This is a genomic window from Streptomyces sp. NPDC003393 (assembly GCF_053589015.1).
On sequence record NZ_JBSFRB010000009.1, the window covers coordinates 141,888 to 159,032 of the forward strand.

Here is a 17,145-nt window from a genome sequence, read left to right on the forward strand (position 1 = left end):
GCCCTCCTTCCAGACGAGGCAGCCAAGATCCCGGTGACCGCCGCCTTCAGGCTCGGGCCGGGCCCCGAAGGCGTGGGGCCCGCAACGTCCTTGGAAGGAGGGCGCGTTCAGTGCGCCCGCAGATCGTATCGCCCTGTTCCGGTATGAGTCGGCCTACATCACCCGTCGCAGACATGTGCGACATTGTCCGCTGCACGCACGACGGGCCGCCCCCAAAGGGAGCGGCCCGTCGTGGTGCCTCGAAGGAGGCGGGAAGTCCGGATCAGAACATCAGGCGGTAGGTGTTCCAGCCGCCGTTCCCGATCTTCACACGGGACTTGTACGGGGCGGCGGCGTTGCCCGTGCCCTTGTACAGGTACAGCGCACCGGTCTTGTCACGGGCGACCAGGTCGGTGATGCCGTCGACGTCGATGTCACCGACGGAGACGATCTTGTTGTAGGTGTTCCAGCCGCCACCGATGCGGGTGCGGGACCCGAAGGGCGCCTTGTAGTTGCCGGTGCCCTTGTAGAGCCACAGCACGCCCGAGGTGTCCTTGGCGACGATGTCGGCCTTGCCGTCACCGGTCAGGTCGCCCTTGCCGGTGATGTCGGTGTAGATGTTCCAGCCGCCGCCGACCCGGTAACGCTGCGTCAGCGTGCCGTTGCCGTAGCCGAGGTACAGCCAGAGCACGCCGGAGCTGTCGCGGCCGATCAGGTCGTCGGCGGCGGCGCCTCCGACGTTGGCGGGCGAGAACAGCTGGTTGTAGATCTTCCAGCCGTTGCCGATGAACTTGCTGGTTCCGTCCCAGGGAAGGTAGTTGAGCTGGCCACCGGACGTGACGTACCAGACGCCGTCCGAGAAGCCGTCCGCGTCATGGTCCACCTGCGTGATGGCACGGTCGGTCTGGAATCCGTAACCGTCGTTCTCGCGGGACTCCAGGCCGCCCTCGCCGTTGGGCGGGTAGCCCCAGACGGTACCGCTGCTGTCCACGCCGTACAGCGCGTTGACCTGGGCGTCACTGGAAGCGGTGGAGGCCGTGTACTTCGACACGCCGGACTGCTTCACGTCGATGGACGGCCGGGAGACGGTGTGTGCCGGCTGGTCCGCGGCGAGGGCGCTGCTCGCACCGGTCGCCACCAGAGCGGCGGTGAGCGCCGCAGCCGTGGCACGCGCCAGGCCGCGCGCGTTCAGGCCGGAACTGTTGACCACGTGGGTCCTCCAGTTGGTCATGAGGTAGGGATCGACCGCCGGTTCGGCCCTGTGATGTGCACCAGGGGACCCGGCAGGATCCAGGGATGGTCCATGATCCCTACACGTGTCCTTTACATGTCAACGGATTTTCCCTATGGCACAGAAGCGGTACAGAAGCGGGACACAAGTGCAACAGGAGGCGTACAACCTTTTGGGCGCAGCCCGTGAGCGGCCATGGGAACGACGAAGGCCCCGCCGCTCGGAGGCGACGGGGCCTTGTCCACATGGGGTGCGGGGTCTGGGGGCCGGGCCCCCAGCTCCAGCTGGTGGAGATGGCGGGAATCGAACCCGCGTCCAACGGTGCGGAACCAGGGCTTCTCCGTGTGCAGTCCGCTTCGCTTTTCTCAGCCCCGGAGATCACGCGGACAAGTCTCCGACGGGCTCAGTCACTGTGTGGTTTCCCTCTTCACCCCGTGACCGGGATCAAGGTTTAGTCCCCTAGCTGATGCCAGGATCCGGGTCGGGAACAGCCCCGGGCTGACACTCCCTTAGTAGGAGGCTCGCTCTGCTACCTGAGATCAGGCAGCGAGGGCGAAGGCCTGCTGGGAGGAATCGCGCTTGGTGTTGGCGATTATTTTTTTCGGCCTGTGGTTTACGAGATCATGGCCGCTTCCTCGACACGCTTCCCCTGCTTCGACAGCCGCTGTCGAAACCGATCATCCCCATGTTGATTTCTCAAGGTGCGCACCCGCTGTGAGGTGCAGGTGCCATCGTACGGAACAACGCCCGCCGACGCCACCGTATTCCCGCCGGTCACCCGGCCGCCGTACGGCGATCGTGCCCGTTGTCACGCGGCCCGGCACCAGACCGTTCCCGGTGCGGATCCCGGTCCGTCCCCGGCTCAGCCGCGCTGCCGGCGGCGCACCGCCGCCATCGCGCGGTCCGCCTCGCGCCGGTCCTGCTTCTCGCGCAGCGTCTGACGCTTGTCGTACTCCTTCTTGCCCTTCGCCAGCGCGATCTCGACCTTGGCGCGGCCGTCCTTGAAGTACAGGGCGAGGGGCACGATCGTGTGACCCGTCTCCTGGGACTTCGACTCCAGCTTGTCGATCTCCAGCCGGTGCAGCAGCAGCTTCCGCTTGCGGCGGGCGCTGTGGTTGGTCCAGGTGCCCTGGCTGTACTCGGGCACGTGCACGTTGTGCAGCCACGCCTCGTGATCGTCCAGTTGCACGAAGCCGTCGACCAGCGAGGCCCTCCCCTGGCGCAGCGACTTCACCTCGGTGCCGGTGAGGACCAGGCCGGCCTCATAGGTGTCGAGGATGTGGTAGTCGTGCCGCGCCTTCTTGTTCTGCGCGATCAGCTTGCGCCCTTTTTCCTTAGCCATAGTGCCCACCATTTTCGCACTACGGAGGGGTCGCGGGGAAAGATTATCGGGGCGTGCGTCAAGCGGGCACCGCGTGCGCGGTCGGCGTCCGCGCGGTCACGAGGGGTTGTCGCCCAGGCCCGTGAGGACCGTACGCGCCCGTTCCAGCGCGTCGCTGCCCGCGTTGAGGTCCGGGATGATGCCGTGGCCGTCCACACTGTGGCCCGACGGGGTGCGGTAGTGCCCGACCGTGAGTTCGGCGACGGAGCCGTCGGGCAGCCGGCTCGGCATCTGCACGGAGCCCTTGCCGAAGGTGCGGGAGCCCACCACGATCGCGCGCCCCCGGTCCTGGAGCGCGCCGGTGAGCAGTTCCGCCGCGCTCATCGTGCCGCCGTCGACGAGCGCGACCAAGGGCTTCTTGGTGTCGCCGCCGGGGCCGGCGTGCAGGGCGCGCTGTTTGCCGTCGACGTCGTAGGTGGCGACCAGGCCGCCGTCGAGGAAGGCGGAGGCGGCGGTGACGGCCTCGGTGACCAGGCCGCCGGAGTTGCCCCGCAGGTCCAGGATGATCCCGGCGCCCGAGGGCGACCGGCGTACCGCCTCGCGGACCTTCTCGCCCACGCCCTTCGTGAACGCGGTGACCTTGATGACGGTCACCCCGTCGGCCAGGCGCCGCTCGGTGACCGGGTCGGTCGAGAGGCGGGCGCGGCGCACGGTCCGCGTCCACGCGCGCGTGCCGCGCTGGAGGCCCAGGGTGACGACGGTGCCCGCGGGCGCGTCGTCGGCGTCGCCGCGCAGTAAGGAGACGACCTGCGTGACGGGCAGCCCGTCCACCTTCTCGCCGTCCACGCTCCGCAGCCGGTCGCCCGGGCGGATCCCCGCGTCGGCCGCGGGCGAGCCGGACTGCACCTTGGAGACGTCGATGCGGCCGTCCGGCTCGCGCCGCGCCCACAGGCCGACGCCGGTGTACCGGCCGTCCAGGGCCTCCTGGAACTCCTCGTAGTCGCCCCGGGAGTACACGGCGCCCCAGCGGTCGCCGCTGCGGCTGACGGCCCGTTCGGCGGCCTCCATGGGGGACTTGCCGGCGGCCATGGCCTCCTCGGCCGCCTCCGCCACCTCCTCGTGGTGACCGGCGGGCTCGAGATCGGCCGCACCGGCCGCCCGTTCGGAGGACTTCCGTCCGGCGCCGTCCGGCACCGAGCCGGGCAGGGAGCCGGTCGCCGCGCCGGCCACGAGCACGCCCACGAAGACCAGTGTCAGGGTGGCCCCGGCGCGGTTGCGGCGGGGCTGACGAAACGGGTCACGACCTGACATGGCGGTGAGTCTAGGACAACGCCTCAGGGGCGTACGTCCGCTTGGCCGTACACCCCTGTTGGCATGTGTCACACCTTCAGATACTTGCGCAACGCGAAGAACGCGGCGAGCGCGGGCATCAGCAGGCTCGTCGCGAGGATGAGCGGCAGCTTGGTCAGCACGGCGTCCCAGCCGATGAAGTTGATCAGCGTGAGCTTGTGCGCCAGGTCGAGACCGTGGTCGATGATGAAGTACCGCGCGGTCACCAGGAATCCGCACGCCACCGTGCCGCCGATCAGTCCTGCGACGGCCGCCTCCATGATGAACGGCGCCTGGATGTAGAAGCCGGAGGCGCCCACGAGCCGCATGATCCCGGTCTCCCGGCGCCGGCTGAACGCCGAGACCCGCACCGTGTTCACGATCAGCATCAGCGCCACCACCAGCATCATCGCCATCACCGCGCGCGCGGCCCAGTTCATGCCGTTCAGCAGCCCGAAGAGGTTGTCCAGGATGCCCTTCTGGTCCTGCACCGACCGGACACCGTCACGTCCGTCGAAGGCGCTGGCGATGACCTTGTACTGCTCGGGCTTCTTCAGCTTGATCCGGTACGACTCCTCCATCTGGTCCGGCGTGAGGTAGCCGGCCAGCGAGGAGTCGCCGAACTGCTCCTTGTAGTGCTTGTACGCCTCGTCCTGGGACTCGTAGGTGACCTTTTCGACCACCGCCATCTTCTTCAGGTCGGCGAGGATCACCTTCTTCTGGTCCTCGGTGACCGCGCCCTTGGCGCAGTGGGGGTCGTTCTCGGCGTCGCTCTTGTTGCAGAAGAAGATCGAGACGTTGACCTTGTCGTACCAGTACCCCTTCATGTTCGAGACCTGGTCGCTCATCAGGAGCGACCCGCCGAAGAGGGCGAGCGACAGGGCGACGGAGACGACGACCGCGAAGGTCATCGTCAGGTTGCGGCGGAGACCGACACCGATCTCCGACAGGACGAACTGGGCGCGCATGGCGTCTGGTCAAGCCTTTCCGACGTGGACTCTTCAGTGCTGGTAGCCGTAGACGCCGCGTGCCTGGTCGCGGACGAGGCGGCCCTTCTCCAGTTCGATGACGCGCTTGCGCATCTGGTCCACGATGTTCTGGTCGTGGGTCGCCATCACCACGGTCGTGCCCGTCCGGTTGATGCGGTCGAGCAGCTTCATGATGCCGACGGAGGTCTGCGGGTCGAGGTTGCCGGTGGGCTCGTCGCAGATGAGCAGCTTGGGCCGGTTGACGAAAGCCCGCGCGATGGCCACGCGCTGCTGCTCACCGCCGGAGAGCTCGCCCGGCCTGCGGTCCTCCTTGCCGCCGAGGCCGACGAGATCGAGCACCTGCGGCACCGACTTGCGGATCTCACCGCGCGACTTGCCGATCACCTCCTGGGCGAAGGCCACGTTCTCGGCGACCGTCTTGTTGGGCAGGAGGCGGAAGTCCTGGAACACCGTTCCCAACTGGCGGCGGATCTGCGGCACCTTCCAGTTGGAGACGCGCGCGAGGTCCTTGCCCAGGACGTGCACCTGGCCGTGACTGCACCGCTCCTCGCGGAGGATCAGCCGCAGGAAGGTGGACTTTCCGGAGCCGGAGGACCCCACGAGGAACACGAACTCGCCCTTCTCGACCTCCAGGGAGACATCCCTGAGGGCGGGGCGGGTCTGCTTGGGGTAGACCTTGGAGACATTGTCGAATCGGATCACGGATGCACCACGGGTCGCCGGGGGTAGATGAGCGTGACCATACGCGAGTCGGGTGCGCGAGCGCAGTCACCGGTCTGGGTTGCGGGTCAGTTGTACGTTTTGTCTGCGCTTCGGCGGGGCAGGAGCCGTGCTTCAGGTGGACCTGAGGGGAGCCCGAGCTGAAATCCGGGGAACCTGGCATTGTGGAGGGGGGAACGTTCGCGTGTCCGCGGGCGTTGTAGAGGTAACCGGTGCAAGGAGGGCGAGCGCATGACGTACGACCGGCTGGTGTGCGCGAACTGCGCCGCGCCCGTGAGCGAGGGCCGGTGCCCCGTGTGCCGTGCGAACCGCGAGCGGCTGCAGCAGGAGAACTTCTTCGCGGGACTGAACCCGATGGCGCTGATCGCGCTGCTGGCGGTGCTGATCGCCGCGGTGGCGCTGCTGGCGCACCAGACGGCCTAGCCGTCCGCAGAGCCGACCACGCGAAGGGCCCGGAGCGACAGGCTCCGGGCCCTTCATCGGCATATGCCGGGCACTCCCCGTAGGGGTACGGCTACGCTCAGGCGGCGGCTCCGCCGCGGCCCGACATCAGGCGCGGCAGGAAGCGGAAGCCGACGCCGCCGGCGATCATCGTCGCGGCACCGATCAGCAGGAACGCGGTCTGCCCGGCACCCGTCTCGGCGAGCTCCTTGCCGTCGCCCTGCGGCGCGGTGTTGGCCGGGGTGGTGGAGCCTGTGTCGGTCAGGGCCGAGGAGCCCTGGTCCTGCGGGGCGGGGGCATTGCCGTCGGGGGTGGTGCCGGCGTCGTCGTCGGAACCGCCGCCGGTGTTGTCGCTGCCGCCGCCGTGGTCGCCGCCGCCGCCGTGGTCGCCCGAGCCGCCGTTGTCGCCCGGGTCACCGGGCGTGCTGCCACCGTCGCCGGGGTCACCGGGGTCACCGGGGTTGCCGGGGTCGCCCGGGTCGCCCGGGTTGCCGGGGTCACCGGGGTTGCCCGGATCACCAGGGTCGCCCGGGTTGCCGGGGTCACCCGGGTCACCCGGATTGCCGGGGTCACCAGGGTCACCAGGGTCGCCCGGGTTGCCGGGGTCACCAGGGTCACCCGGGTCACCGGGCTCGCCCGGGTCACCCGGGTCACCGGGCTCGCCCGGGTCACCAGGGTCGCCCGGTTCGGTCGGGCACTCCGGGTTGGTGGCGATGTCGCAGGTGGGGTCTTCGCCGTCGAGGTTGACCTTGGCGGAGATGGTGCCCTCGTCCGTGTTCACGCCGAGCTCGATGCCCGCGGCGGACGCAGCGCCCGCAGCGGTCAGCGAGGCGCCCGCGGCGATCACGGCGCCGGCGGCTATCCGCGCGACCCGGATCCGCGTCTTCTTCGTCATATGGTTGCTACCCCCAGTAGCCGAATCGTCTGTGAGGCCGCGCTCGGGGCAGTGATCGACGGAGGTAGCTGAACGATGAAGCCCCCCGGTTCACATGCGCCCCAGCAATGCGCATGCCACGCTTCACCCTTCCCATAATTCAAAGCATCGTCAAGGCCGTTGCGTGCGCGATGTCCGGGTACGCGCTCTTTGCCAGGCGAAGAGCAATGTGAGCGTGATGCAAAACACGGACGTCCGGGAACGAAAAAGGCAACTGCCGCCCGGTAGGCGGCAGTTGCCCTGTCGACAAAGTTACTTCGCAGCCTGCTCCTGCTGCTTGCGCCAGCGAATTCCGGCCTCCAGGAACCCGTCGATCTCGCCGTTGAACACGGCCTCAGGGTTGCCGACCTCGAACTCGGTGCGCAGGTCCTTGACCATCTGGTACGGGTGCAGGACGTAGGAGCGCATCTGGTTGCCCCAGGAGTTTCCGCCGTCGCCCTTCAGGGCGTCCATCTTGGCCTGCTCCTCCTGGCGGCGCCGCTCCAGCAGCTTCGCCTGAAGGACGTTCATCGCCGTGGCCTTGTTCTGGATCTGGGAGCGCTCGTTCTGGCAGGAGACGACGATGCCGGTGGGCAGGTGGGTGATGCGGACCGCGGAGTCGGTCGTGTTCACGCCCTGGCCGCCGGGGCCCGAGGACCGGTAGACGTCGATGCGCAGTTCGGACTCGTCGATCTCGACGTGGTCGGACTGCTCGACGACCGGCAGGATCTCCACACCGGCGAAGGAGGTCTGCCGCCGCCCCTGGTTGTCGAAGGGCGAGATGCGGACGAGCCGGTGGGTGCCCTGCTCGACGGAGAGAGTGCCGTAGGCGTAGGGAACCTGCACCGCGAAGGTGGTCGACTTGATGCCGGCCTCTTCCGCGTACGACGTCTCGTAGACCTCGGTCTTGTAGCCGTGCTGCTCCGCCCAGCGCAGGTACATGCGCTGGAGCCGCTCGGCGAAGTCGGCGGCGTCCACGCCACCGGCCTCGGCGCGGATGTTGACGAGGGCCTCGCGCGCGTCGTACTCGCCGGACAGGAGGGTGCGGACCTCCATCTCGTCCAGCGCCTTCCTGACCTCGGTCAGCTCGGCCTCGGCCTCGGCGCGGGTGTCCGGGTCGTCCTCGGTCTCGGCGAGCTCGAACAGCACGGCGAGATCATCGATCCGTCCGCGCAGTGCCTCCGCCTTCCTGACCTCGGCCTGGAGGTGGGAGAGCTTGCTGGTGATCTTCTGCGCCTCGTCCGGGTTGTCCCACAGGGACGGCGCGGCCGCCTGCTCCTCGAGCACGGCGATGTCTGCCCTCATCTTGTCGAGGTCCAGAACGGCCTCGATCGACTCCATGGTCGAGGAGAGGGACTTGAGCTCTTCGGATACATCGACGACTGCCACGCATCCAGCGTAACGGCTCCGACAAGCGGGGACGGCCGAGCGGTGACGGCCGTCACGGCGTGGGGGGCGCCGAGTGCCGCGTGTCCTGCGGCTCGCTCGCCGGGGCGTCGCCGGACGTGGCCCACCAGGCACCGGCGCCGACGGCCGCGGCGAGCACCACACCCGCCACGCTCAGGGTGATCCGCCGCCGGCGGGCCGCGGCGCGATTGCGGGCGGAGCCGGGGCGGGGCGCGCCGGGCGCACGAGGGGCGCGGGCCGTTCCGTGCGCGCCGCCGGCCAGCTCGTCCGGGGCGGGCACCCGCATCGAGGTGTGCGTGTCACGGTTGGAGTCCGGCCTGGCGCCGGGCACCAGGGGCACCGCTCCCCGGCGCCGCGCCCCGTCCCCGCCGGTCGCCGGGACGCGCTCGGGCAGTTCCTCCCCCGGCTCCTGGGCCGGCTCGGCGTCGTCCGGCTCGTCCACCTCCAGGGGCGGCATGCCGGTGAGCATCGGCAGCAGCTCTCGCAGCCGCGCCGCCAGTTCGGAGGCCCGCAGCCGGGAGGCCGGCGCCTTGGCGAGGCACTGGACGATGAGCTGCCACAGCTCGTCGGGGATGCCGGGCAGCGGGACCACCGTCTCCGTGACGTGCCGGCGCAGCACCGCGCCGGGGTGCCCGCCGCCGAACGGGGTGAACCCGGCCAGCAGCTCGTACAGCACGGTGGCCAGGGCGTAGATGTCCACCGCCGCCCGTGGGGGCAGGCCCTCCACGATCTCCGGGGCCAGATAGTCCGGGGTGCCGATGATCCTGGTGGCGCGGGTCCGCTTCGGCGAGTCGATGAGTTTGGCCACACCGAAGTCCGTCAGCAGCGCCGGGTGGGATCCGCCCGGACCGAGCGGGCCCTGCATGTCCAGCAGCACGTTCTCCGGCTTGACGTCCCGGTGCACGACCCCGGCCCTGTGCGCCGCGGCCAGTCCGTCGGCCACATCGGCCACGATGGCCGCCGCCGCCTCCGGCGCGAGCCGCCGCTCCCGCTCCAGGCGGGTGCGCAGGTCCGTGCCGCGGACCAGGTCCATGACGAGGGCGAGGTCGTTGCCGTCGACCACCAGGTCCCGTACCGAGACGACGTTCGGGTGCTCCAGGCCCAGCAGCGCCGTGCGCTCCTGCACGAACCGGCCCACGAGCTCCTGGTCGGACGCCAGGTCCTCGCGCAGCAGCTTGATCGCGACGGGGCCGTCCGGCCCCTCGCCGAGCCACACCGTGCCGGCGCTGCCCCGCCCCAGGATCTGGTTCGCGGTGTACCGGCTGCCGATCTTCCGTGCCAAGACTGCTCCTACAGACGCGTGTTGTCGCCAAAACTACGCGTCCGTGGAGCCAACCTTCACCGCGGAGGCGGAAATCACCCGTCAGGTGTCGACAAATCTCCAGACTCACGCGCCGCGGCGCCCATGCGGCGGACCGGCGGGGCCCCCGCAGCGGCGGACCGACGGCCCGGCGCGCGCCGCTCAGTTGGCGCTGCCGCCCAGGTCCTTGATCCAGCCGACCACGTCGCCGACCCACGAGCTCAGCTGGTCCCAGTAGCCCTTGCCGGTGCCGATCCACTCCTGCAACGGGCTCAGTTCCCAGACCAGCCAGCTCGCGACGAACAGGATGAGGATCGTGAACAGGCATCCCTTGAGGCAGCCGAGCCCCGGAATCTTCATGGGGTTCGCGCTGCGCTGCCGCGGGGCGCGCGGCTCGCGCGCGGGGCGCTGGGGCTCCGGTGCGGGCGGCGGCGCGTACCGCTGCGGCTGGGGGCGCTGCGGCGCCGGGGCGTACTGCTGGGGCTGCGGCTGGGCGTAGCGGGGCTGCTGCTGCGGATGACCGTAGCCGGGTTGGGGCCGAGGCTGCGGCTGCTGCTGCGGCCGGGCGACCTGCCGCTGGGGGCGGCGGCGCAGCGGGTCCTCGCTGGGGTCGAGGTACTGGACCTGCGTCTGCTCGTTGCGGTCGCGGGCGGCGCGCAGCTGGGACTGCCAGGGGTGCGGCTGTTCCGGCTGCTGCCCCTGGGGCCCGCCGCCCGGCTGTCCCTGCGGCATCGGGGGCATCATGCGCGTCGGGTCGGCCGCGCCGTTGTGGGGCAGGACGGTGGTGGGGTCGGCCGCCCCGGCCGGACCGCCGGTGTGCGGCAGGACACTGGTCGCGCCGTTCGGGTCGTACGCCGGAGCACCGGGCACCCCCTGCGCACCGTGCGGCAGCACCTGGGTCGGGTCTGCGGCGCCGGGCACACCGGGGGTGTCCGTGGCGGGCACGGGCGCGGGCGCCGGGTCGGGGGCCAGCAGGGCGCCGACGCCCTCGGCGGCGGCGATCTGCGCGGCGTTCGCGTGCACGCCCACGCCCTCGGCGACGACCCGCAGGCCGCGGGCGAGGCTGACCGCGCTGGGCCGCTCGTCGGGGTTCTTGCGCAGGCAGCGTTCTATGACCGTCCACAGCGGGTCGGGGACCGTGGACGGGCGGCGCGGCTCGGCGCTCAGGTGCTGGTGCAGGACCTCCAGTGCGGAGCCCCCGCCGAACGGCGGGCGGCCGGTGACCAGCTCGTACAGCAGGATGCCGGCGCCGTAGACGTCCACGGCGGAGGTCTGCGGGCGGCCCTCGGCGGACTCCGGCGCGATGTAGGCGGGGGTGCCGACGAACTCCTGGGTGCGGGTCAGGCCGGGCGAGTCCGCCAGACGGGCGATGCCGAAGTCGGTGAGCATCGGGTGCATCTCGCCGCCGTCCTGCTTGAGCAGGACGTTCGCCGGCTTCAGGTCGCGGTGGACCACCCCGTCGGCGTGGCTGGCGGCGAGGGCGTCGGCGATCTGCGCGGTGAGCAGCGCGGCGGCGACCGGGCTGAAGGGGCCGTTCGCCCGCAGGTAGCGGTGCAGGTCGGGGCCGTCCACGAGGTCCATGACCAGCGCCAGCAGGTCGCCCTCGACCACCAGATCCCGGACCCGGACGATGTTCGGGTGGGTGAGCCGGAGCAGCACGGAGCGCTCCCGCAGGAACCGCATGACGATGTCGGGGTCGCCGGCCAGCTCTTCCTTGAGAACCTTGATCGCCACGGTCTCGCCGGGCTGGCCGGGCACGGCCGCCTCGGCGCCCGCGGTCTCACGCTGGCGGGCTCGCCAGACGGTCCCGGTGGCGCCGCGTCCGAGCGGCTCCTCCAGGAGGTACTTGCTGCCTACCGGCCGCACGTCATGCGCTCCCTGCTGCTTGCTTGCCTGGTCCCCCGCGCCTTCTGGGACCTGTCACGGGTGTTCCGATCCACTTTAGGGGCTGTCTCGCCGATCACGCCGGGCTCGTGACGGCCGGCACCGCTCCTCGGCCTTCCCCACGGCCGACGCGGAGCGACCCGCGTGGCGACCTGTGCGGGGGGTGCCGTACACGTTTGACGCTAAGACGCTCGACTCGGGTCGGTTGGTTGCCCGGGGACGGGCGTGACCGATCTCAAGCGGGCTCGAAGCGGTCATTCACCGGGCATCTGCCAGGCATTTTTAGGGGCAGAGCCGACCAATCAAGATCACTTGCCGCTGGTGGGCGGGCGTGTTGCCGGTGGCAGGTGCGAGGATGCCCCCAGTGACTGGCCGACGTGCTCGTGTGGGGTGGGGGGAGTCCGCGCCCGCGCAGAAGGGACCGCTGACGCCGATGCAGATCCGGCTGACCGTCGTAGACCCGCTGGGCCCGCCCGTGGCGGCCGGGGGCCGCGCCGTGAGCCGCGACGTGCTGGTCACGGCGCCCGCGGGAACCGCCCTGGCCGCGGTGGCGTCGGCGCTGGCCGCCGCGGTCGCCGGGGACGGCGGAGCGGGGGCCGAGCGGACCGGCCCGGAGCGCGGTGCGGCCGGGCGCGAGCGGGGCGGGCCGGAGCGGTCCGGCCGGGAGCCCGGGACCGGGCCCGTGGTGCTGTACGCGGGAGTGGAGCGGCTCGACACCCAGCGCTGCACGCTCGGCGAGCCGCCGCTGCTGGACGGCGCGGTGCTGTCCCTGGGTGCCCCCGCCGAGCCGGAGCCGCACCCCGAGCTGGACGAGGCCCCCACCCAGTTGCACGTGGTCGCGGGGCCGGACGCGGGCGGCGTCCACCTGCTGCACGGCGGGCAGGTCGTCGTCGGCCGTTCCGCCGACGCCGACATCCCGCTCGACGACCCCGACGTCTCCCGGCTGCACTGCGCGGTGACGGTCTCCGCGGACGGTCGCGTCTCGGTCGCCGACCTGGCCTCCACCAACGGCACCGCGCTGGACGGCAGGCCCGTGGGCCCCCGCCCGGTCCGCTTCGCCCCGGGCGCACTGCTGCGCGTCGGCGAATCGGCCCTGCGGCTGACCCCGGCCGCGGACCCGTCCGCACGCGTGGCGACGGCACCGGACGGCGAGGGGCAGGTGCGGGTCCAGGGCGGCGAGCGCGGCGCGCCGGGTGAGGCGGGCCAGGGGAAGACGGCGCACGCGCGCGTGCCGGACGCCGGAAGCGGTACGGACACGCGGCCGGCCACCGCGACGGGTCACGGCACGGGCACGGCCTTCGGCACCGGCGCGGCCACGGCCACGGCCTTCGGCACGGGTACGGCCCCGGGCGTGGGCGCCGGCACGGGCCAGGACGTCCGGGAGGCGCGCGAGCACGAGCCGCCCGAGCCCCTCGTACCGGCGCAGGGCCGCGCCCCGCGGATCGAGAGCCACGGCGGCGGACCGGGCCACGCGGAGGCGTTCACCGGAGATCCGGACGGCGCCGACGAGCGGGGCGGGCGCAAAGGGACCCCCGTACGGGGCACCGACGTACCGCAGGGCGTGCGCAGGCGCGGCGGACTGGGTGCGTGGGCGCGGCGCCTGGCCGGTGGGCGCGGCGAGACGGCGGCGGGACGCGGCGGTACGTACGAAGACATGGCGGCCCACGGGTCCGCGGGGCACCCGTCCGAGGCGTACGCGGCACCGCGTCTGCCGGACACCTGGCCGGATCCGGCGGCGCTGCTGCTGACGGCCCTGGGCCCGGGTCCGCGACTGTGGGAGCGCGGACCGGGGCACCCGGAGGCGCTCACGGTCCGGCTCGGCACGGCCGACCGTCCCGCCCCCGACGACTCGGGGCGGCTGCTGCCCGCGGTACCGGTGACGGCCGGCCTGCGCGAGGTGGGGGCGCTGGGCCTGGCCGGACCCCGCGAGCGCCTGTCCGGACTGGCCCGCGCGGTACTGGCCCAACTGGCCGCGCTGCACTCCCCCGACACCCTCGAGATCGTTCTGATCAGCGCGGACCGTGCGCGCCCGCTCCAGGAGCGCACCGCCGAGTGGTCCTGGGCCGGCTGGCTCCCCCATGTGCGGCCGGGCCACGGCCAGGACTGCCGGCTGCTCCTGGCCCACGACCGCGACCAGGCGACGGCCCGCACGGACGAGCTCCTGCGCCGCCTGGAGGACCACCTCGCCGAGAGCGGGGAACCCACCGGTTCCGCGGCCGGGCCCATGACGGCCCCGCACCCCGCGGATCCGGCGCCGGCCCCGGCCGCGCGCGGCGCCGACCGGCGGCCCTCCTGGGCCCGGGAGGACGACGGGCCGGGCGGGCAGGACTTTCCCGGGCCGTACACCGTGGTCGTCGTGGACGGCGACCCCGGTGGCGCCGCGGTGCGGGAGGCGGTGGCGCGGCTGGCGCGGGAGGGCTCCCGGGCGGGGATCCACGTCGTGTGCCTCGCCGAGACGGCGCCCGCCTCTCCCGCGTCGCCGGTGACGGAGACGTACGAGGCGGCCCGCGCGGTCTCGCCGGTGTTCGGCGAGTGCGGGGCCGTGGCGCTGCTCAGCGGCGACGTGGCGACGGCCCTGCGGCTGATGCGTGTGGCCCGGTCCGACGGCCAGGGGCGGGTGCCCGTGGGCCCCGGCACCGTCGCCGTGGTCGACGCGGTGTCCCTGCCGTGGGCCGAGCGGTTCGCGCGGGCGCTGGCGCCGCTGCGGACGGCGGCGGACGGCGCCGTTGGCGACCGGCCCACGCGGCTGTCGGTGCCGTTGCCGCTGTCGGCGCGGCTGCTGGACGAGCTGGGCCTGGCCCGGGCCACCCCGGCGTCGCTCCAGGCGCGCTGGGCGGACGCGGCCGACGACGCCCGGTCGCTCGGCGGGCGCGCCTGGGTGATACTCGGCGCCGGTCCGCGCGGCCCGGTCTGCGCGGACCTCGTGGCCGACGGGCCGCATCTGCTGGTCGAGGGACCGGCGGGCAGCGGCCGTACGGAGCTGCTGCGGTCCGCCGTGGCCTCGCTGGCCGCCGCCGAGCGGCCGGACCGCCTCGGCATCGTCCTGCTGGACGGCCGGGACGGCGCGGGCGCGGGCCAGGGGCACGGCGAGGGTCTGCGGGTCTGTACGGACGTGCCGCACGTCACCACCCACATGACCGCCAACGATCCCGTGCGGATGCGGGAGTTCGCCCAGTCGCTGAGTGCGGAGCTGAAGCGGCGGGCGGAGCTGCTGGGGCGGGCCGACTTCACCGAGTGGCACACCCGGCGCGAGGTGTCCGGCCGGATCGTCTCCCAGCGCACGGCAGCGGGCCGCGCCGCGCCGGCCGACCCGACGGTGACCGGCGCGGGGGCCGCCGATCTGGACGCCCCGCCGAGTTCCACCCTGCGGCTGCGGCCCGCGGCGGCACGGGGGCGCGGCCAGACCGCGCCGCCGCCGCTGCCCCGGCTGGTCGTGGTCGTCGACGACCTGGACGCCCTGGTCTGCCCCGCGCTGGGGTCCCCCGGGCGGCCCGCGGCCGGGTCCGTGATCCGCGCGCTGGAGGCGGTGGCGCGCGAGGGCGAGCGGCTCGGCGTGCACCTGGTGGCGGCGACCGCGCCCGGGGGCCGTACGGCGGAGACGGAACCGGCGCGCCGGGCCACGCTGCGGGTCACGCTGGACGCCCCGGCTCCCGGCCCGGACGAACCGGCGCCGGGACGCGGCCGGTTGACGGGCGCGGACGGCCAGGTGACCCCGTTCCAGGGAGGCCGGGTGACCGGCCGTATCCCCAGGACGGCGACCCAACGGCCCACGGTCGTCCCCCTGGAGTGGCACCGCATGGGCGACCCGCCCACCCGTCGCTCGGTCCGCGAGCTGGGCAACGGACCGACGGACCTGGCCCTGCTGGCCAGCGCGCTGGAGCGGGCCGCGCGGGAGGTGTCGGCCGCCGAGGTCCCGTCCCTGCTCTGACCCTCGGCTACCCCGCCGCTCCGTCTCCGCGCGCCTCGGCTCGAACTCCTGACGCACCGCCCGCTCACCGTTCGAGGTGCCGTCGCCGCGGAGCTGACCGACCGTCACGGTTCGGCGTGCCGCCCCCCTGGGAGCTGACCTACCGTCACGACGAGGTCACGATCTTCCACTTGACACTGTGGGCGCTCTTGCCGACTCCCGAGCCCCGGCGTAGACCAGAGCGCACGGGACAGGACAGCGCTGGGACGTTCGACGAGGACGAAGAACGGGGCAGTGATGCGCAGCACGAGCAGCACCATCCGGACACACGGGGCCACCGGCTCCACCAGGGCGACCAGGGCCGCGGCGGTTCTCGCCGCGGGAGCACTGGCTCTCTCCCTCGCCGCGTGCGGCGGCTCGGACAACGACAAGAAGAGCGGCGACGACCAGAGCGGCGCGGCCACCGGCGGCACGGCCGGCGGCAGCTCCGTCACCCTGCCGAAGCTGGACGGCCAGACCCTCGAGGTCGCCGCCGTCTGGACCGGCGGCGAGCAGAAGAACTTCAAGAAGGTGCTCGCGGAGTTCACCAAGCGCACGGGCGCCAAGGTCACCTTCGTCCCCGCCCAGGACCCGATCATCAACTTCCTCGGCTCGAAGATCGCGGGCGGGCAGCCGCCGGACGTGGCGCTGCTGCCGCAGCCGGGCGCCATCAAGCAGGCCGTGGACAAGGGCTGGGCCAAGCCACTCGGCCCGGAGGCACAGGCGCAGCTCGCCAAGAACTACTCGCAGGGCTGGCAGGACATCGGCAAGGTCGACGGCAAGCAGTACGGCGCCTACTACAAGGCTGCCAACAAGTCTTTGATCTGGTACAACGCGAAGGTCTTCGAGAACGCGGGCGCGAGCGAGCCCAAGACCTGGCAGGACCTGCTGACCACCGCGCAGACGGTCTACGACTCCGGTGTCACCCCGTTCTCCGTGGGCGGCGCCGACGGCTGGACGCTCACCGACTGGTTCGAGAACGTCTATCTCTCCCAGGCGGGCCCGGAGAAGTACGACCAGCTCGCCCAGCACAAGATCAAGTGGACGGATCCGTCGGTCAAGCAGGCCCTGACCACCCTCGCGCAGATCTGGTCCAAGAAGGACTACGTCGCGGGCGGCGCGAAGGGCGCGCTCCAGACGGAGTTCCCGGTCTCCGTCACCCAGACCTTCACCGGCGGCGACCAGCCGAAGGCCGGCATGGTCTACGAGGGCGACTTCGCGCAGGTCAACATCGGCGAGACCAAGGCGAAGGTGGGCACGGACGCGAAGGTGTTCCCGTTCCCGGCGGTGGGTTCCAGCGCACCCGTCGTCTCCGGCGGTGACGCGGCGGTGATCCTGAAGGACTCCAAGGCGTCACAGGCGCTCGTGACGTGGCTGGCCTCGTCCGAGGCGGCCACCATCCAGGCCAAGCTCGGCGGTTACCTGTCCCCGAACAAGAACGTGCCGAACTCGGCGTACCCGAACGACGTCCAGCGCAAGATCGCGCAGGCGCTGATCGCGTCGGGCGACGACTTCCGCTTCGACATGTCGGACCAGGCCCCGCAGGCGTTCGGCGGCACGCCCGGCAAGGGCGAGTGGAAGGACCTCCAGGACTTCCTGAAGGACCCCTCGGACGTCGCGGGCACCCAGGCGAAGCTGGAGAAGGACGCGGCGGCGGCGTACGGCAGCGGGAGCTGATGAGCCGA

General features: G+C 72.2%; 12 protein-coding genes and 1 other RNA gene. 3 read left to right on the forward strand and 10 right to left on the reverse strand.

The annotated features are described in order from the left end of the window. Positions 1-262: 262 nt before the first annotated feature. From ACWDUZ_RS12560 to ftsE, 6 genes are all read right to left on the reverse strand, one after another. The gene (locus tag ACWDUZ_RS12560) at positions 263-1,210 is read right to left on the reverse strand and encodes an FG-GAP repeat domain-containing protein (RefSeq protein ID WP_451631792.1); all 948 of its coding nucleotides are present in this window, start codon (positions 1,208-1,210) and stop codon (positions 263-265) included. Positions 1,211-1,495: 285 nt separating this feature from the next. Next, positions 1,496-1,895, reverse strand: a transfer-messenger RNA (tmRNA) gene (gene ssrA, locus ACWDUZ_RS12565). Positions 1,896-2,072: 177 nt separating this feature from the next. Further along, entirely contained in the window at positions 2,073-2,552 is a 480-nt protein-coding gene (gene smpB / locus ACWDUZ_RS12570) for an SsrA-binding protein SmpB (RefSeq protein WP_451631793.1), read from the reverse strand. 96 nt (positions 2,553-2,648) lie between these two features. Beyond that, on the reverse strand, positions 2,649-3,842 hold the full coding sequence (locus ACWDUZ_RS12575) for a S41 family peptidase (RefSeq protein WP_451631794.1): 1,194 nt from the start codon (positions 3,840-3,842) through the stop codon (positions 2,649-2,651). Between the two features lie 68 nt (positions 3,843-3,910). Beyond that, positions 3,911-4,828, reverse strand: coding sequence for a permease-like cell division protein FtsX (gene ftsX, locus ACWDUZ_RS12580; RefSeq protein WP_451631795.1), 918 nt, complete (start codon positions 4,826-4,828; stop codon positions 3,911-3,913). A gap of 33 nt (positions 4,829-4,861) precedes the next feature. Beyond that, the gene (ftsE, locus tag ACWDUZ_RS12585; RefSeq protein ID WP_086726378.1) at positions 4,862-5,551 is read right to left on the reverse strand and encodes a cell division ATP-binding protein FtsE; all 690 of its coding nucleotides are present in this window, start codon (positions 5,549-5,551) and stop codon (positions 4,862-4,864) included. A gap of 249 nt (positions 5,552-5,800) precedes the next feature. Here ftsE and ACWDUZ_RS12590 point away from each other — a divergent pair, with 249 nt between their 5' ends. Further along, the gene (locus ACWDUZ_RS12590; protein WP_016438128.1) at positions 5,801-5,992 is read left to right on the forward strand and encodes a hypothetical protein; all 192 of its coding nucleotides are present in this window, start codon (positions 5,801-5,803) and stop codon (positions 5,990-5,992) included. Positions 5,993-6,089: 97 nt separating this feature from the next. Here ACWDUZ_RS12590 and ACWDUZ_RS12595 read toward each other — a convergent pair whose 3' ends face one another. The 4 genes from ACWDUZ_RS12595 to ACWDUZ_RS12610 all read right to left on the reverse strand — a co-directional run bounded on the left by ACWDUZ_RS12595 (position 6,090) and on the right by ACWDUZ_RS12610 (position 11,496). Further along, positions 6,090-6,905 (reverse strand): hypothetical protein, encoded by an 816-nt coding sequence (locus tag ACWDUZ_RS12595; RefSeq protein WP_451631796.1) that lies wholly within the window; start codon positions 6,903-6,905, stop codon positions 6,090-6,092. Positions 6,906-7,196: 291 nt separating this feature from the next. Continuing rightward, the gene (gene prfB / locus ACWDUZ_RS12600; RefSeq protein WP_451631797.1) at positions 7,197-8,312 is read right to left on the reverse strand and encodes a peptide chain release factor 2; all 1,116 of its coding nucleotides are present in this window, start codon (positions 8,310-8,312) and stop codon (positions 7,197-7,199) included. A 52-nt stretch (positions 8,313-8,364) separates the two neighbouring features. Continuing rightward, positions 8,365-9,612 carry a serine/threonine-protein kinase gene (locus ACWDUZ_RS12605; RefSeq protein WP_451631798.1) on the reverse strand — a complete coding sequence of 416 codons (1,248 nt, stop codon included), beginning with the start codon at positions 9,610-9,612 and terminating at the stop codon, positions 8,365-8,367. A gap of 180 nt (positions 9,613-9,792) precedes the next feature. Further along, positions 9,793-11,496: a serine/threonine-protein kinase gene (locus ACWDUZ_RS12610; RefSeq protein ID WP_451631799.1), complete on the reverse strand. Its 1,704-nt coding sequence runs from the start codon at positions 11,494-11,496 to the stop codon at positions 9,793-9,795. Between the two features lie 451 nt (positions 11,497-11,947). Between ACWDUZ_RS12610 and ACWDUZ_RS12615 the strand changes: the two genes are divergently transcribed. Both ACWDUZ_RS12615 and ACWDUZ_RS12620 read left to right on the forward strand, forming a co-directional pair. Continuing rightward, the gene (locus tag ACWDUZ_RS12615) at positions 11,948-15,442 is read left to right on the forward strand and encodes an FtsK/SpoIIIE domain-containing protein (protein WP_451631843.1); all 3,495 of its coding nucleotides are present in this window, start codon (positions 11,948-11,950) and stop codon (positions 15,440-15,442) included. Positions 15,443-15,718: 276 nt separating this feature from the next. Then, the gene (locus ACWDUZ_RS12620) at positions 15,719-17,137 is read left to right on the forward strand and encodes an ABC transporter substrate-binding protein (protein ID WP_451631800.1); all 1,419 of its coding nucleotides are present in this window, start codon (positions 15,719-15,721) and stop codon (positions 17,135-17,137) included. The last annotated feature ends 8 nt before the right edge of the window (positions 17,138-17,145 follow it).

Bases quoted from the DNA above. Each gene is read 5' to 3' on its own strand.
- ACWDUZ_RS12590 (WP_016438128.1), top strand. From the start codon at position 5,801: ATGACGTACGACCGGCTGGTGTGCGCGAACTGCGCCGCGCCCGTGAGC.
- ACWDUZ_RS12620 (WP_451631800.1), top strand. From the start codon at position 15,719: ATGCGCAGCACGAGCAGCACCATCCGGACACACGGGGCCACCGGCTCC.
- ACWDUZ_RS12615 (WP_451631843.1), top strand. From the start codon at position 11,948: ATGCAGATCCGGCTGACCGTCGTAGACCCGCTGGGCCCGCCCGTGGCG.
- ACWDUZ_RS12560 (WP_451631792.1), bottom strand. From the start codon at position 1,210: ATGACCAACTGGAGGACCCACGTGGTCAACAGTTCCGGCCTGAACGCG.
- ftsX (WP_451631795.1), bottom strand. From the start codon at position 4,828: ATGCGCGCCCAGTTCGTCCTGTCGGAGATCGGTGTCGGTCTCCGCCGC.
- smpB (WP_451631793.1), bottom strand. From the start codon at position 2,552: ATGGCTAAGGAAAAAGGGCGCAAGCTGATCGCGCAGAACAAGAAGGCG.
- ACWDUZ_RS12575 (WP_451631794.1), bottom strand. From the start codon at position 3,842: ATGTCAGGTCGTGACCCGTTTCGTCAGCCCCGCCGCAACCGCGCCGGG.
- ACWDUZ_RS12595 (WP_451631796.1), bottom strand. From the start codon at position 6,905: ATGACGAAGAAGACGCGGATCCGGGTCGCGCGGATAGCCGCCGGCGCC.